Raw genomic sequence first — 14,713 nt, forward strand, 5'->3', positions numbered from 1 at the left:
TCATGTTTGGAAAAGAATACTCTAAATGGCTAAAAAGAATTGAGGAAATCAAAAAACAGTGTCCTAACTCAGCAGTCCTTCCCTCCCCTCCAGATCCCAGGGACTACGCTTTAAGCACATCGCCTTTAGCATCTAAAGTAACTACAAACAATGCAAAACTCCCCTATCCACCCTTTGTCATTAACCAAGGGGCAGAACCTGAATGTGTAGGAGCTACTGTAGCAGGTGTTTTCAATGCCTTTTTTCATGCCTTAGGAAAAATGCCGGAGGGTGGATTTTCCTGGAGTTGGCTTTACGCTATGTGCAAAAAAAGAGGATGGTATCCCTAATACCCCTGGTACTTACATCCGTGTAGCCATGAAAATTATTCAAAAGTACGGTCTTTGCCCTGAAAAATTTTGTCCCAGTGGGAAAGGGGTAAAGAACACAGTTCTTACAGATACCATGATGAGACAAGCGGCTCAATACAAAATCAAAGCTTATTATCAGTTGCAGGGGTTAGAAGAAATTAAAAATGCCATAGCAAATGGCATGTATGTAGCTGTTGGAACCATGGTGACAGAAAACAACTGGAAAACAAACATTGATAAAAACAAAGGACATCTTAATAAACCAGATGGCACCCTACTGGGGGGACATGCAACCTTTCTAATGAGCTTTGATAATTACTATAAATTCGCCGATTTAATAGGCTATCAAGAAGGGCAAAACAGCTGGGGAAAAGAATGGGCAAATCAAGGGAGATACTTTATATCATATGCTTATCAAAAATGGCCTTTATCCCTAGACATCCTCGAAGGGCTTACCTTCATGGAGGCATGGGCAATAGAGTTTCATCAACCTGTCCCAGTAACTGTAGAAGAAAAAGCAAGCATTTTCTGTGGATAGGAAAAGATGTAGCTAGAGTAGAGGGAAAAGAAATCAAACTGGATGCAGCTCCTGAAACAAAGAACAGCCGCACCATGGTACTATTAAAATTCATAAGTGATCAGTTAGACATAAAAGTAGCCTGGGATGAAAAAGAACAAAGAGTAGATATTTACAAATAGGAGGAGATACAATGTATGAATTAGATAGTATTATAGAAGTTTTAAAAGTATTTTTAGTTAATCCATGGTTATTAGTATTTGGTGGTCTTTGGGTGGTAGGATACATGCTTAAGGAGCATAGTAATTTAAACAATAAACTAATCCCATGGATTTTATTAGTACTAGGTGGGGCTTTGGGCATCTTTCTAATAGAATGGTCCCTAGGAGGACTTATCATTGGTCTTTTGATGTCCTACATGATTATAGGGTTTTATGAACATTTAAAAAATAGTATAGAACTATTAAAAGGGCTGGATTAATTTCCAGTCTCTTTCTATTATTAGAGGACTTTTCAAACCTATATAGAATTTTAAGTATATAGTTACATAAATAAAATAATTATAGAGTGGTGGGTACCATAATGAGAGAATGGTTTTTAAAACATGCATATACTACCTTTTTAGTCCTAATGTTAACAATGATAATTCCAGCTAGTATAGGCTACTATATTTTATGTAGTATAATTCTTATAAGTTATATAGTTCTGTGGTTTTTAGTAATGCATAAGGAAAAAGTTATGCAGTGTTGTAGTGGAAGACAGTATGCCATAGAAGAAAAAATCCAAGACTTAAAAAATAACTATACGGAAGAGCATGTGGAAGCAGTAATAGAAAAAATCCAAGAAATCTATACAAATAATGGTTGGAACAAAGATATGTTCCTATGCCTAGAACGATTTTATAAACTTGAACATAGTTTCACAGAATTTTTTAGATTAATAGCGTTTGCTGTTATAACAGGAATGATATCGAGTACAGTATTTTATTTGACTATTGAAGAAATACAGGGAGGAAGTTCTTTAGTTAGTACTATTATTCTTATAGGTGCAAGTTTACAAATACTGTTAGCGGTAGTTTGTGTATATTATTATATAAGCATTTATAGACCATCAACTAAAAAAGGAATTAATTTTTATATTGGCAAGTGCGAAAAACAGTATTTAGAAAAAATAATAAATAAGGCAAAAGAATGATATGTTTTACTTTTATAAATCTTATTTGGATAACATGAAAGAAGGAAAGTCTATGGTAGGTGAAGAGTATCAAATGAAATATGTTAAGACTCTAGTAAAGGGAATATATAGATGACCTGATATAGAATATACGGATGTAAGTAAGGTAAAAGTTGGACTAATGACCTAGACTCAAAGTGGGTGTTTGATAAATAAGCGATAGATTAAGACAAAAAATTCAATTGCAAGAGAAGAAATGTGGCGAATGCTAGAAAAATATGAAAAAGGCTGGTAATTTTGGGTCTGTTTTTTCATTTTTAGCAGGATTTTTTTCCCCTATACAGAAGTAAGTATTATATGGAGTGGGGGGAGAATGCGTGAATATACAGCAAAAATTTAGATCGCATATTAATTATTTAATGTATGTCTTTTCAGTTCAAGGAAGAGATAGTATCTCTATAGTTATTAACTTAGGGATATTTATTTTCTCTATTATTTTATTTATGAGTGAAGATAGTGGTTTTTCTTCTTTGTATGATATTAATATGTCAATTGTATTTATATTTGTTTTTTCTCTATTTAATATTATATGGAGTGTTTATGAAAGAACAGTAGAAATAAAAAATTATCTAGGAATTAGTGATAATATTTTTTTAGAGAATGATATGCAATTTTTAGAAGAATTAAAGAATATAGTGCCTAGTAGGAAAGAAGCTATAAATTATTTTGAGAAAAGTATAGTAAATAACGAGCCTATATTTATGTCAAGGCATTTAAATAAGTATCTTTGGGATAATAAATTAAATTTAATAATGAGTAGTAATGCAGAAAAGAGCATAAAACGATTAATCACTAAAAACAAATCCCATCTAATACCAGTACTAGGCTATCAGTTAAGATATTCCTTAGCAAACAAAAAAGTTTTTATTAATGAAAAAAAACTGTGTTTATCAAGCGATATTGATTTTAAAAAGCAAGAAGTAGTGTGTCATAAAGGAGGATACTTTGACTCATTTTTAACTAATGAAATTTCTACAAAATTACTTCAAGATCACGAAGAATATATTTTGTTTAAAGGAAGAGAGTTATTCCCTATAAATTTAAAAGACAGAAATAATTTAACTTTATACGAAATTACAAAAGCCAGAATGAATAATCACATAGGAATATCTACAATTGGATTTACAAACGATAATTATCTAATAATATGGAAACAAAACCAAAGGACACAAATTAACTCTGATCTATTTGTTCCAACTGGAAGTGGATCATGTGATTTAAAGGACTTACAAAGCAATGACTTTAATCAAGTAATTATAAATGCGATGCAAAGAGAATTATGGGAAGAAAGTGGGAAAGACTTGCTAAGTAAATCCTATAAAGATGTTGGAACTACAAAAATTTTAGGTTTTTTTAGGTGGATACGCAGAGGGGGAAAACCTGAATTTGTAGGTATAACGAAATTAAATATATCATCTCATGATATGAAGCCAAATTGTAACGAAGTTGTAGATACAACATTTAATAGAAGTGAGGAAAATGAATTTTATATTGCAAATATTAATGAAATTCCAAGTGTAATTGATGATATAAAAAGAAATAAAAGGTTATCAATACCTTTACTAATATGCTTAGATGCTCTATATCATTATTATTGTGAACGTAAAGATGAATTAGAGGAATTTCTCTTTTAGAAAGGTTTTTTATTAGTAACTAAGGATATTAAAGACATAGTATAATAAATAAACAAGTTACACTTTATAAGAAAAATATGAAGATAAGGGCTGGATTCATTTCCCAGCTTCTATTTTTTTGCCTTTACACCAAACATACGTTCTGATATAATTATAGAAGATACAGAAAGGGTTTAAATGGCTTAAGTGAGGTGATTTTATGGTTGATTTTTCTTTAAAGTATTCATTGGAAAATAAAGTACCAGTCACTATAATGTATCAGAAGGGTTTAGAAATCACACAAAGAAGAATTAAAGTCTTGAAAATAGAGGACAACAAAATAATAGCTTATTGTTTCAAGAGGAGGGCTAATAGAATATTTAAGAAAGATAGTATTTTAGCAGCTACGATTGTAGGAATACAAGAAAATTATATTAGAGCTAGCAGAACTACAGGAGTGTGATAGCAATTGCAAAACAACACTATAAAATTAACAGACAAGGATCTAATAACATATTTATCTGCAAGAGGATTTGAAATTATTGCTTCGGATAAGGATAGCTCTAAAAATAGAAGTGTTGTTACATTTAAAAACACTGAAGAGTTAGATAAGGCGATTTTAGATTATGTTAATAGGGTAGGAGATGTAAATATAAGTGACTACCTAGCTGCAGAAAAAAGAATAAAGAATCTGCTGTATTTTAATAAGACCAAAGAAATTAACTAAATGATAACATTCATCTTTCAGCTGCTTCTTTCATCACTCAAAAAATATAAGGAGTGATGAAAATGTTAAAGAGTCCATTATCCTGGATGGGTGGCAAGTACAGACTAAGGAAAAAAATCATAGAATTAATACCTGAGGACCATACCTGCTACATAGAAGTCTTTGGTGGTGCTGGTTGGGTTTTCTTTGGAAAACAACCTTCAAAAGTAGAAGTTTATAATGATATAAACAGTGAGTTAGTAAACTTCTTTAGAGTATTAAAATATCATTCTGAAGAATTTAAGGCCTGGATTGAAAAGGATGTTGCAAGCAGAGAGATATTTGCAGCATACCATGATGCGCTACCTCAATATATGACAGATATCCAAAGGGCTGTAAAATTTTTTTACCTGATAAAATACAGCTTTGCCAGCAAGGGAGATAATTTTGGATATGGTACCAGTAAAGATCCTAATAAAGCTATTTTTAATACGGGGTTTGTTCAAGAAGTAAGGGATCGACTAAGGAATTGTTATGTAGAGAACCTATCTTTTGAAACATTGATTGAAAAGTATGATTCCCAGGGCAGCTTTTTCTTCTGTGACCCCCCTTATCATAAGCTTGCTCAATACAAAGATAAGTTTCACCGGGAAGATCACCTAAAATTATTGGATATGTTGAAGCACATCAAAGGAAAATTTCTTGTGACTATTAACGATCATCCTGAAGTCAGAGAATGGTATCAAGAGTTTAATATACAGGAAGTGGAAGTAGGATACTCTGTATGTAGAGAGGCTAAGGGTAGAAGAAGTTTTAAGGAATTGATTATAACAAATTATAGTTCATAGGGATAGAGAAATCTATCCCTATAGTTGTGGCAATAATAAAAGGAATTTATAAAATAGTATAGAATAAATTTCAAAGTAAATAGCATAATAAATGCTGTATGGGACACAATAATAAGTTATAATTTTGTAATCATAGCTAACACCATGATGATGAATAAAGTAGCTTCAGATGTAGCATTGACAATACAAGAACATTTAAAACAAATTCAGACAACTGCTGACCGTATTCCTTTAGGAAATGCTATTGGCAGTCAGTTATTAGCTCAGTATGGGCCTAAAATTAAACTAGTGGTTACTCCTCTAGGTATGGTAGATGTAAACTTCGGTACGGAGTTTGAACAGTCGGGTATCAATCAAACGCGCCATCGTATATTTTTAATTGTAAATACAAAGGTAAGAGTAATCATACCTTTTAGCTCCAATACTATTGAAGTCACCACCTATATGCCAGTAGCTGAAACGATTATTGTTGGAAGAGTACCTATGAACTATATTAATGTACCTAAAGACCAGTTTCTAAATATAACACCATTGTATGGAGAATAGAGAATTTAATTCAATGAAACTTGGAATTGAAATACATTTTATAAGGCTACTTAAAAGGGCAGAAGCATCAGCTCTTTTAAGTAGCCTTATTCATAGATAGAAAGTCGTCTAGGATCCAAATGATCTTTTGACATATTCTTTATAAATTGCTATTTGTTTTTTTGAAAAGTGAAAAGGTAGTTATTTTCATTCGGATCACTCCAACCATTTATCATAAACATAATATGCTTAAAGGTAGGGGCTGCCATTGGGATTAAGCAATCTAGTTTTCTCAGATATGAAAAAATATTTATTTTATATACTGTTTTGGAGCATTTCGTCGAACATTTTTACAGTTTGTCTAATTTGGAATCTGAACAGAAGAAAAAGTACTACAATTAAGATAAAGGGAAGATTACTTAATACGTTTCAGTAATGCTCTGCTAACAGCATAAGTGAATGTAATAAAATTAACAAGTCATAGCTGAGTCCTGCTCCATGGAGCAGAGAACTTCATCCAATATTGTATTCCAACAAGGAGGTAAAAGTGAAACAAAAAATTAATAGCAAATTATTGGGAGTTTATGATTTTATGATCTTAAGTATAATTCAGATATGTCTGAGCACATATACACTTTTGTGTTATAAAAAGAAAGCCATAATAGATTAAAAATAAAACCATGAAAACGCAGCTCCATTAAAGGCGAGTACTAAACAAATCTGATTTAATGATGCCGTTGCGGGTAGATGATTTAGTATATAATCAAAGGAGCTTTAATACACCAAATAAAAAAGGCACAATATTAAATTGCACCTAAAAAGCTAGTCTTACTCATTAGGACGACTTGTATAGGCCTCGAAAGCCTCAAGCACGATGAGTAACGCTTGACAAACAACCTTCCAAATCATGATGGAGATAGCCAAAACACCTGCTCCCACTAAGATACCAAGCATGACATTAGGCCCAGACGTGAAGGTGACAAACCCAGGTGTTTCAGCTGGAATTTGATAATCTGCAGGAAATAAAATGGCAAAGTATCTTCCTAACCAAAAGGCTGGAAAAAACAAAGGAGCTATGCCAATAGAAAAAATTCTTCCCATTAGATTAAAGGCAGAATCTCTTTTAAAAGTTAGAAATTTATCAGACATAAAATACCTCCCAAATAAATGAAGATTATAATAATAGTATCATGGAAAAAACTTACAGTCAATCTTGCAGAAAGCTTATATTGTTTTAAGATTGGTGCAGAGACTAGAAAAAGGTGGGGGAACAACATGGCATCAAGTATCATAGATATTATATTTCATGGACTAATGGGTGTTTTTATAGTCTTGGTTGGTATTGGAGCAGTCTATAGGCAGTATTGGTGGGAATTTCGCCGTTATGGAAATAAAAAAGAGGAAGAAAGTTTTTATACTACTCTGCAGTATTTATGGAAAAAAAATTTGTTTTATATAGCTTTAAGCTTACTTCCAGTTATTTTGGCTTGCATCATACATGTAATTTTTAGACGGTAGATAGGTGAATATTAATACAAAGTATCTTTTAAAAGTATGTTAGATGCCAAGCATGACATTAAATTTGGATCTGAAAGTAAAGTGACCGGCATTTTAGCTTGATCTGCAGGAAATAAAATGGCAAAGTATCTTCCTAACCAAAAGGCTGGAAAAAACAAAGGAGCTATGCCAATAGAAAAAATTCTTTCCATTAACCTTGTCCTATAAAGGATGTATAGCTTAATATATAGAAGGTTTAGTAAATTCAACTTGTATGGAGGATGATGATGAATACGGAATATTATGTAGGTTGGGGAACATTAGCTTTAATTAACGCTGGACTGGCACAAGGGAAGAATAGATCGGGATTAAGCTGGTTTTTACTATCTATATTTTTAGGACCTATTGCTACCCTAGCACTTGTTTTGTCTGATAAAAGATTGTAGGTGGCGTCTGAAAAATATATAGTTTTGTCATGAGTTAACAGATTCTAAATACTGGACAAAAGATAGTAAAATGTTTATATGAGGGCATTTGGTGAAGGCTTTGTAGGAAAGACCTGTATACTATACCTTTTGCTAGAAAGAAAATCTGTGTTAGGGGACTAGGTAAGGTTAATCAAGGATATAGGGAATTTTAAAGACTTGACCAATGTATTCTGTGTAAGAAGCTTGAGTGGAGGGAGTGTATGTGGAGGTAAAAAAACCACTTTGGAATTTGGATATAATATTAGTTGCACTTAGTATTTCGATTATAAATATAGGATTAACATCATTTACTCAAGACAAACTTAATGAAAATGTTGTTGGAAAACTTTTAACTGATGCTGTCATTATTATAATAACAGGTTTTATAGGCAAATACTTCATATCAAAAGTTGGATTCCCTTTATGGTGGAATAGAGATACTAGTATATCTTTGGCAAAACAATTATTTGTTCTAATTGCTTTAGGTTTACTCATAATTATTCCTAATACTTTAATGTATTATTTAAATCAAGACTTGGTAGCAACTGTTCCTTGGATTGATTTCGCAAACTTTAAAGAAATAGTGTTAGTTTCACTGAGAGCGGGACTACATGAAGAAATACTTTTTAGACTCTTTGTTTTTACAACAGTGACATATTTAGCAAATAAAGAAATTGATTCACAAAAAAAATCTATGATACTGGGAATGATTATATCGTCATTATTATTCGGATTAATGCATGGTGGCATGAATATTTTTGTTATTGCCTATGGAGTAATACTGGCATATGTTTATTATAAAAATGGACTAATACCAGCAATAATCATACATTTTTTTGCCGATGCTATCCCTTGGACCTTACTGTATATAATAAATAAATAACTTTTATGATTACCTTCAAATATCATTAAATTAATAAACAAGTAAAGTTACTTCATATTATCTTTTTTCAAAATGTCTCATATACAAGGAGATAATCAATGATAGAAAAATTTAAGTCAAGGCATTCAATTATAGATATGCGCTTTTATTTGTATACTTGGAAAGTCAGCAAAAGTGGGGGTATATAAGATGAGGGATACCAAGTTAAAAAAGAAAATTGCAGTTACGATTGGGATATTGATCTTAGGATTATGGGTAGGAGGTATAATTCCTCAACAGATAGGAAAAATGGCTGCCATAAATTATGTAGAAAAGAATCATGGGAATATGGGACTAACTTTTATGCGTATGGAGTTTTCTTCTGTTCATGGAGATTATTTTGCAGTATTTCAGGATAGTGATGAGATCGTTTATAGTTTTCTAATAACTTCAAAATATTTACCGATAACTGTATTGTATGATCCTATAAATCTGCCAGAATAAAAAGGGATTATAGAAAAATTAAGGATAACAGTTTCTTATAAAACAAAGGTAAAAAGACTTTAGAGGGGAGACATCATAAATGAAAAAAGAAACCAAAGGAAAAATCATTATGATACTTATGTGGATAGTGATACTAGGACGTAATGGCTATCATTTGTATGAAAATAGATATGAAATAGTAGCGTTTGATAAGCATGAAGCAAGGCAAATCCTTGAAAAAACTTGGAGTCCTATAGAGACCTTTAATCATGATGTTATAGTAGATGAAGTCAATGATATCATTTTGCCACCAGTATATATACAAAATAGAGAGAGTCTGATAGCATTTTTTTCTACCACTATGGCGGAACATGCAGCAGTAAATTATTTTGACAGTTTTCTAGAGGAAAGTGAAGAATACGGATTGATAGTAAAAAAAGGTGCTTACTTCCCCACTATATATCAAGAAAGTGCATATATTTTGAATGCACATACTAGAAAAAAACCAAAAATGGAGGAAGAAGAACTAGTAATAGAAGAAGCAGGGTCTATAGCACTTGGATTAGGGTATCGTAGAAAAAATTTTTATAGAATGGATGAAGAGGGAGAGTGGGTACATCAAGGATTTAGCGGGAATTCTGGTTATTTTTTAAATGTAGAAGATAATGAGTAAATCCTGTCAGATGGCTATATACTGGTTTATTGACCATATCTATTACTATAATAGCTATTCTAGTTCGAGGAGAAATATTTGTAGGAACATTTGCCGTCTATGTAAGGCAGTTATACTTTAGGAGGTATCTTTTGCTTAGAATATCACCATTAAATGATGGTCTCTTATAATGAAATTAGTATTATTTTCTATTTTCATCAGCCACGTGGATTTATGAATAGGATGTTCTTCTTATTAGCAAAATTTTATATTACTGCACAGTTAATATTAAAGCTGTAACAGAAAAACATAGCATGGAATTATGGCAATAAAAAGCTTGATTTAGGAGGTGATTTAAATAGACATTGAAAAAGGATTTATTATACTTATTATTTGTATAATTACTTTCACAGTCACTAATATTTTCAAGTGTGAATTTGATAGAAACCAGAGAAAAAACAAAGAGATTATCAGACTGAATAGAAGTTTAACCAACCTAACATTTGGATTTGTTTGGTCTGTATTGTTTATTATATGGTCGACTATATTTATTAATAATGCTAAAAAAATGTATCAACTATTAAATGAAGAATATATGGATAGCATTTTTCAATTGTTAAATGTCGAATACCTGAGAAGTTTAAGTGGGTATTTTTATGAAAATTTTATGTTGATAGAACTCAATACTATAGTTTACTACGAAAGCAATTTCTTTGGTATGTTGACTTGGATTATTGGTTCATTTTGTTTATCAATACTATATCTTCAAAGAGGATGGCATAAAAACACAATTTATGAAAATGGAGTGCTGGTTAATGGTAAGATTATAGATTGGAATGAGATTGTTAATTATAAGTGGAATAATGGTTATAAAGAGGGATTATTTAAAAATGTGAGATACTATGAATTGATGGTTACCCTTCCTAAGTCAAAATTCTGGGATTTGGATAATAAAGTCAAACTTAAGGTTAGTTATGATGATAAGGGAGTAGTAGATGATATTTTACAAAGACTTGCAAATTAACAAAGGATTTAAACTATGTGATTTAAATTGATATTTTTTAATCTAAGACTGTAGTGAAAAGTTATTAGTAGCTTCATAGTATATTTGGTATGTTTTAAAAGATGTAGATTTATTGCACATCATCTATTAAAGACGTGCTAGGTAAATAAGATGAAGCGAAGATTATCCATATAATATGAAAGAACGATACAAGTAAATAGGAGAGATTTGATGAAAAAAATTAGACATAATAGATTTTTATATTATCTTACACTGATAACAGGATCGGTAATTATTACATCTATCGGGTATTTTTTTATGAACGGTATTCCTTTGTTTGGTGTTCCCAAAATAGAAGATGTTTCTTATGTTGAAATTTCTAGTATTAGGTTAGATACTAATACTAGAAAGATTACAGAAATCCAGGACATAAAGACAGCAATAAGTCTCACTAACTTTCTATCTTACAAATTGGGAAAACCAGAACAAAACGAGGCATTAATTGAATTTGTATTTCATTTAAAAGATGGAAATTCTTTTGTCATCAGTTCAAATGAAAAAACTGTATATAGCAATGGAAAAGCATATACTCTCAAAGATGATAATGGAACAACTTTTATAAAGGTTACAGAAGGAATATTCTTTTTTGATGACCTGCTTAAAAAAGAGAAAGGTAGATAAGTTCAAGTCCAATTGTATAAACAAATAGTATACTATGAATAAGTGAGGAGGATAAAAATGAGAAAAAATACTATGTTCAAGTTATTTTTATTATTAATAATCCCATATTTATCTGGTGAAATAATCAATAGGTTAATTAACTATGGAATTGCATTAAATTCTTCAATACTGTTATCATTTTCCAGTGTACTTTTGATTTTATTACCATTCGTTTCTACAGCTTTCTGGTTTTGGGTAGGAAAACAATTTGGAAGTCTAAAGATGCACAGGACAAAGAGTTTTATATTGGGGAATAGTATATGGAGTATTTTGTTAGGTTTACATATATGGCAATTTACTTTTGTACAGGACATTAATAGAAATATATCTATCTCCTCAATATCACAACATTATGTGCTAGGTTTTGTTAGTTGGAGTACTAAAGCAATAAGTTTGTTTACAAACACAATTCAGGGAACAATGGTAATAAGAGTGGCATATTTAATGATGTTAATTGTTTTTATAATAGGCTTTAGTAATTCTTCGCCGACAGTACAAGTTGGTGCAAAAAAATTAACTAAATAGCTCTAAATCAATATCATCAGCGTTAACTTAATACAATTATTACCAAAATTCTCTGAAACTATCATTCTGAGCATAGCGAAGGATCTTGGAGTAACGAAGAATTTTATTAACACTAAGATCCTTCGACTCCCCTTTGATTCACTCAGGATGACAAATTATGGCTTAAGTTAACGCTAATGAAATCAATATAGCAAATTCCCCGTTTAACAATATTTTTGCAAAGAAGTGCTGGAAGAAAACTTTTGGAAAGGTCAACGCATTACATCCCTTCATCGGGAGAAAAACTCTGTCAAGAGATAGGGGTTATACAACAGCATCATATCTATAAAGATACTGCTTACTAAATACAATTAATTAAGGGGAGACAAAAACAAATGGAATCAAAAAGAGAACTGAAATTGAAATATGTTTTTGCAACTAGTTTGTTAGTATTCCTTACATTTGGTAATAGTTTCGTCTATGCTAATTCATCTTGGCGATGGTTAACATCAAGCCCAAAGGAACTACTACCAATTGCAATTATTTTTACTCTAGCTATTGAATATATAGGCATTTTAAGTTTGGGGAAGTTGCATTTAATAAAATGGGAAAGAATTAAGATTTTTGGAATAATTGTATTAGCGAATATAGCTTCATTTATTTTACCTTATATTATAAGAGCGTATACGCTAAGACCAATATCTGGAGGCTGGGTAAATGCATGGAGAGATGCCTTCACAAAAGGACCTTATTACATAGTGTTATTCGGTTACTTATTTCTCACGCTTCTAGTAGAAGTACCGATTGTTTATGGATTCTTAAAGAAATATACTTTATCTAAAAAGTTTCTAATGAGCCTAATAATACTCCTAAATATTATTACAACATGCATTGTAGCGATCATAGAAAGGACCTTGTATCATGGGCAATGGTGATAGCGAAATAGTTGAATAGTTGCTGCTTTAGAGGAGTTGCTTATATATTAACTCTATAATCTATAAAAGGAAGAGGAGAAAACAATGAGAAAAAATGAGAAAGAAGTAAAAGATATTGCTGAAATTGAAGAAATTTTAAGAAGGGCAGACATTTGCAGGTTAGGTTTATGTGTTGACAATATTCCATATGTGATTCCTATGAGTTTTGGATATAGAAATAACTGCTTGTATTTACATTCTGCTAAAGAGGGCAAAAAAATTGATATGATGAAAGCTAATCCGAAGGTTTGCTTTGAGGTAGAAGTTGGTACGAAGCTAGTAAAAAAAGATATGGCTTGTAATTGGGGAATGAAGTTCATTAGTATAATAGGTCTTGGAACCGCAAGATTTATTGAAGAGAGATCGGATAAAAAAGAGGCATTAGACATAATAATGAGCCAGTATTCAGAAGATAAAAGTTTTCAATACAGCGATGAGCAGATAGAGGCAGTCACTGTTATAGAGGTAATGATAACAGAGATGAGCTGCAAAAAGTCAGGATATTAAGATATTAAATAGTTTGTTTTAGGCAGCAGTATTTCCTTCTACGGGACTATTTTTTATAGGATTAGGGGCAATATTAATGAGTGGAGTGCAATACTTTCAGAAAAAGCTATAGCAATAGGGGGAACCTTTTTAATTGCATATCGTCTATATTCATATAAATTCACTTAGAAGGGAAGCATTTATATGAAAAAAATAAAGGTAATTGGATTAATTTTAATATATGTATTCGTTTTTGGGGCTTGTTCTCAATATGAAACTACTCAAGAAGCACAGAGTGCAAACGATCATATTTTTACAGCAGAGAATGAGAACTTTCTAATAAAAACATATATTAATAAACTAGATTTTAAAGATAATGAAGAAATCAGTATGTACTCTACTATAGAATATATCGGAGAAGAAGATGATATTACGATCTGGTCAGGAGAACCATACTTTCACTATACGATTCACAACGGGCAAGAATACTTTAATGAAGGCTTGACCTTAGATATACTGAAGACGACAGTTTTAGAAAAAGGAGAAGTATATATTCTTCCATTTTCAAAAAGTGGTGGTTATTGTGCAAATGACCCTAATGCTAACTTCTGGAAAAACTATTATGCACAAAAAGAGCTGAAATTGCCTAAGGGAGAATACTTTTTTACAGCATACACAGGTTTCTCTTTAGATAAAGAACAAATAGAAAAGGTAACACTAAAAATAGCGTTTGAAGTTAAAGTAAACTAATATAAGAACCGGCACTAGTAATATATCATGAGTAAAAGGATGGTTATATGGAGGATATAGAAAAATTCATAAGAGATCTGAATTGGAATAATCCAAAGGATATAACCGATAAGGCAATACAGGAATTACTTAAAGTTAATGAAGAAGAAGCAGTATTATTAGCTAATCAATCAAATGATTTATGCAACAAATCTTGCTGGCATAACGCCTCGATAGTATTAAAAGAAATAGGCTATCCAAGGAATAGATTAGCACTTCCTTATCTGATGAATTGGTTTCAAGATGTTAATTGGCCAGGTGTTCCAGTAGTCGTAGAACTTCTTAAAGATATAGATATAGAGACTTTAGTTCCACATATAAAACATGCTATGGAGAAAGCATTAAGAGATAATGACAGCTTTTGGGCTTTTGGTATCCTATACTTATTAAAGGAGTTGAATATATCTAACTCAAAGTTAAAAGAAAGTAACCTCTTCAATCAGTTGGTTGAGTTGTCACAAAACGATACCTTTTCCTAGAAAGA

Annotated in this window: 23 protein-coding genes; 22 read left to right on the forward strand and 1 reads right to left on the reverse strand. The window is 31.3% G+C overall.

Features of this window, described 5'->3' with window-relative positions:
- The first annotated feature begins 2 nt into the window (after window positions 1–2).
- From CACET_RS07720 to yunB, 10 genes are all read left to right on the forward strand, one after another.
- On the forward strand, window positions 3–329 hold the full coding sequence (locus tag CACET_RS07720; protein WP_044823776.1) for a hypothetical protein: 327 nt from the start codon (window positions 3–5) through the stop codon (window positions 327–329).
- Window positions 271–888: a C1 family peptidase gene (locus CACET_RS20455; protein WP_044823777.1), complete on the forward strand. Its 618-nt coding sequence runs from the start codon at window positions 271–273 to the stop codon at window positions 886–888. The genes CACET_RS07720 and CACET_RS20455 overlap by 59 nt, the downstream gene beginning before the upstream one ends.
- Complete coding sequence (locus CACET_RS19835) at window positions 819–1,049, forward strand: copper amine oxidase N-terminal domain-containing protein (protein ID WP_158386017.1); 231 nt, start codon at window positions 819–821, stop codon at window positions 1,047–1,049. The genes CACET_RS20455 and CACET_RS19835 overlap by 70 nt, the downstream gene beginning before the upstream one ends.
- Before the next feature lie 11 nt (window positions 1,050–1,060).
- A complete protein-coding gene (locus CACET_RS07730) occupies window positions 1,061–1,348 on the forward strand; it encodes a phage holin family protein (RefSeq protein ID WP_044823778.1) in 288 nt (95 codons plus the stop codon).
- Window positions 1,349–1,449: 101 nt separating this feature from the next.
- Window positions 1,450–2,061, forward strand: coding sequence for a hypothetical protein (locus CACET_RS07735; protein WP_044823779.1), 612 nt, complete (start codon window positions 1,450–1,452; stop codon window positions 2,059–2,061).
- A gap of 356 nt (window positions 2,062–2,417) precedes the next feature.
- Complete coding sequence (locus tag CACET_RS07740) at window positions 2,418–3,734, forward strand: hypothetical protein (protein WP_044823780.1); 1,317 nt, start codon at window positions 2,418–2,420, stop codon at window positions 3,732–3,734.
- 199 nt (window positions 3,735–3,933) lie between these two features.
- Window positions 3,934–4,176, forward strand: coding sequence for a hypothetical protein (locus CACET_RS07745; RefSeq protein ID WP_044823781.1), 243 nt, complete (start codon window positions 3,934–3,936; stop codon window positions 4,174–4,176).
- Window positions 4,177–4,182: 6 nt separating this feature from the next.
- Window positions 4,183–4,440, forward strand: coding sequence for a DUF5659 domain-containing protein (locus CACET_RS07750; RefSeq protein ID WP_044823782.1), 258 nt, complete (start codon window positions 4,183–4,185; stop codon window positions 4,438–4,440).
- Window positions 4,441–4,502: 62 nt separating this feature from the next.
- Entirely contained in the window at window positions 4,503–5,267 is a 765-nt protein-coding gene (locus CACET_RS07755) for a DNA adenine methylase (RefSeq protein ID WP_044823783.1), read from the forward strand.
- A 132-nt stretch (window positions 5,268–5,399) separates the two neighbouring features.
- Entirely contained in the window at window positions 5,400–5,813 is a 414-nt protein-coding gene (gene yunB, locus CACET_RS07760) for a sporulation protein YunB (RefSeq protein WP_278287101.1), read from the forward strand.
- A gap of 807 nt (window positions 5,814–6,620) precedes the next feature.
- On the opposite strand, the gene CACET_RS07765 is transcribed toward yunB, so the two are convergent.
- Window positions 6,621–6,941, reverse strand: a complete 321-nt coding sequence (locus CACET_RS07765) for a hypothetical protein (protein WP_044823784.1) — start codon at window positions 6,939–6,941, stop codon at window positions 6,621–6,623.
- Between the two features lie 18 nt (window positions 6,942–6,959).
- Here CACET_RS07765 and CACET_RS07770 point away from each other — a divergent pair, with 18 nt between their 5' ends.
- From CACET_RS07770 to CACET_RS07825, 12 genes are all read left to right on the forward strand, one after another.
- The gene (locus CACET_RS07770; RefSeq protein ID WP_144414742.1) at window positions 6,960–7,310 is read left to right on the forward strand and encodes a hypothetical protein; all 351 of its coding nucleotides are present in this window, start codon (window positions 6,960–6,962) and stop codon (window positions 7,308–7,310) included.
- Between the two features lie 266 nt (window positions 7,311–7,576).
- The gene (locus CACET_RS20705; protein ID WP_169747285.1) at window positions 7,577–7,735 is read left to right on the forward strand and encodes a hypothetical protein; all 159 of its coding nucleotides are present in this window, start codon (window positions 7,577–7,579) and stop codon (window positions 7,733–7,735) included.
- A gap of 244 nt (window positions 7,736–7,979) precedes the next feature.
- Window positions 7,980–8,639, forward strand: a complete 660-nt coding sequence (locus CACET_RS07780) for a CPBP family intramembrane glutamic endopeptidase (RefSeq protein WP_044823787.1) — start codon at window positions 7,980–7,982, stop codon at window positions 8,637–8,639.
- A 189-nt stretch (window positions 8,640–8,828) separates the two neighbouring features.
- Window positions 8,829–9,122: a hypothetical protein gene (locus CACET_RS07785; protein ID WP_044823788.1), complete on the forward strand. Its 294-nt coding sequence runs from the start codon at window positions 8,829–8,831 to the stop codon at window positions 9,120–9,122.
- A 79-nt stretch (window positions 9,123–9,201) separates the two neighbouring features.
- Window positions 9,202–9,774, forward strand: a complete 573-nt coding sequence (locus CACET_RS07790; RefSeq protein WP_044823789.1) for a hypothetical protein — start codon at window positions 9,202–9,204, stop codon at window positions 9,772–9,774.
- A 646-nt stretch (window positions 9,775–10,420) separates the two neighbouring features.
- On the forward strand, window positions 10,421–10,777 hold the full coding sequence (locus tag CACET_RS07795) for a hypothetical protein (protein ID WP_158386019.1): 357 nt from the start codon (window positions 10,421–10,423) through the stop codon (window positions 10,775–10,777).
- A 210-nt stretch (window positions 10,778–10,987) separates the two neighbouring features.
- Window positions 10,988–11,437 carry a hypothetical protein gene (locus CACET_RS07800; RefSeq protein WP_044823791.1) on the forward strand — a complete coding sequence of 150 codons (450 nt, stop codon included), beginning with the start codon at window positions 10,988–10,990 and terminating at the stop codon, window positions 11,435–11,437.
- Between the two features lie 57 nt (window positions 11,438–11,494).
- Window positions 11,495–12,001: a hypothetical protein gene (locus tag CACET_RS07805; RefSeq protein ID WP_044823792.1), complete on the forward strand. Its 507-nt coding sequence runs from the start codon at window positions 11,495–11,497 to the stop codon at window positions 11,999–12,001.
- A gap of 374 nt (window positions 12,002–12,375) precedes the next feature.
- Window positions 12,376–12,915: a hypothetical protein gene (locus CACET_RS07810; protein ID WP_201774909.1), complete on the forward strand. Its 540-nt coding sequence runs from the start codon at window positions 12,376–12,378 to the stop codon at window positions 12,913–12,915.
- A gap of 84 nt (window positions 12,916–12,999) precedes the next feature.
- Window positions 13,000–13,461: a pyridoxamine 5'-phosphate oxidase family protein gene (locus CACET_RS07815; RefSeq protein WP_044823793.1), complete on the forward strand. Its 462-nt coding sequence runs from the start codon at window positions 13,000–13,002 to the stop codon at window positions 13,459–13,461.
- 183 nt (window positions 13,462–13,644) lie between these two features.
- Window positions 13,645–14,190 carry a hypothetical protein gene (locus CACET_RS07820; RefSeq protein ID WP_044823794.1) on the forward strand — a complete coding sequence of 182 codons (546 nt, stop codon included), beginning with the start codon at window positions 13,645–13,647 and terminating at the stop codon, window positions 14,188–14,190.
- A 47-nt stretch (window positions 14,191–14,237) separates the two neighbouring features.
- Entirely contained in the window at window positions 14,238–14,708 is a 471-nt protein-coding gene (locus CACET_RS07825; RefSeq protein ID WP_044823795.1) for a DUF5071 domain-containing protein, read from the forward strand.
- Window positions 14,709–14,713: the final 5 nt, after the last annotated feature.

It is taken from the genome of Clostridium aceticum (assembly GCF_001042715.1).
In the GTDB taxonomy this organism is placed as follows: domain Bacteria; phylum Bacillota; class Clostridia; order Peptostreptococcales; family Natronincolaceae; genus Andreesenella; species Andreesenella acetica.

Coding starts and splice junctions, on each gene's coding strand:
- CACET_RS07755 (WP_044823783.1), top strand. CDS start 4,503: ATGTTAAAGAGTCCATTATCCTGGATGGGTGGCAAGTACAGACTAAGG.
- CACET_RS07745 (WP_044823781.1), top strand. CDS start 3,934: ATGGTTGATTTTTCTTTAAAGTATTCATTGGAAAATAAAGTACCAGTC.
- CACET_RS07770 (WP_144414742.1), top strand. CDS start 6,960: ATGAAGATTATAATAATAGTATCATGGAAAAAACTTACAGTCAATCTT.
- CACET_RS19835 (WP_158386017.1), top strand. CDS start 819: ATGGGCAATAGAGTTTCATCAACCTGTCCCAGTAACTGTAGAAGAAAA.
- CACET_RS07735 (WP_044823779.1), top strand. CDS start 1,450: ATGAGAGAATGGTTTTTAAAACATGCATATACTACCTTTTTAGTCCTA.
- CACET_RS07805 (WP_044823792.1), top strand. CDS start 11,495: ATGAGAAAAAATACTATGTTCAAGTTATTTTTATTATTAATAATCCCA.
- CACET_RS07765 (WP_044823784.1), bottom strand. CDS start 6,941: ATGTCTGATAAATTTCTAACTTTTAAAAGAGATTCTGCCTTTAATCTA.
- CACET_RS07720 (WP_044823776.1), top strand. CDS start 3: ATGTTTGGAAAAGAATACTCTAAATGGCTAAAAAGAATTGAGGAAATC.
- CACET_RS07815 (WP_044823793.1), top strand. CDS start 13,000: ATGAGAAAAAATGAGAAAGAAGTAAAAGATATTGCTGAAATTGAAGAA.
- CACET_RS07730 (WP_044823778.1), top strand. CDS start 1,061: ATGTATGAATTAGATAGTATTATAGAAGTTTTAAAAGTATTTTTAGTT.
- CACET_RS07810 (WP_201774909.1), top strand. CDS start 12,376: ATGGAATCAAAAAGAGAACTGAAATTGAAATATGTTTTTGCAACTAGT.
- CACET_RS07825 (WP_044823795.1), top strand. CDS start 14,238: ATGGAGGATATAGAAAAATTCATAAGAGATCTGAATTGGAATAATCCA.
- CACET_RS07785 (WP_044823788.1), top strand. CDS start 8,829: ATGAGGGATACCAAGTTAAAAAAGAAAATTGCAGTTACGATTGGGATA.
- CACET_RS07795 (WP_158386019.1), top strand. CDS start 10,421: ATGTTGATAGAACTCAATACTATAGTTTACTACGAAAGCAATTTCTTT.
- CACET_RS07800 (WP_044823791.1), top strand. CDS start 10,988: ATGAAAAAAATTAGACATAATAGATTTTTATATTATCTTACACTGATA.
- CACET_RS20705 (WP_169747285.1), top strand. CDS start 7,577: ATGAATACGGAATATTATGTAGGTTGGGGAACATTAGCTTTAATTAAC.
- CACET_RS07820 (WP_044823794.1), top strand. CDS start 13,645: ATGAAAAAAATAAAGGTAATTGGATTAATTTTAATATATGTATTCGTT.
- CACET_RS07790 (WP_044823789.1), top strand. CDS start 9,202: ATGAAAAAAGAAACCAAAGGAAAAATCATTATGATACTTATGTGGATA.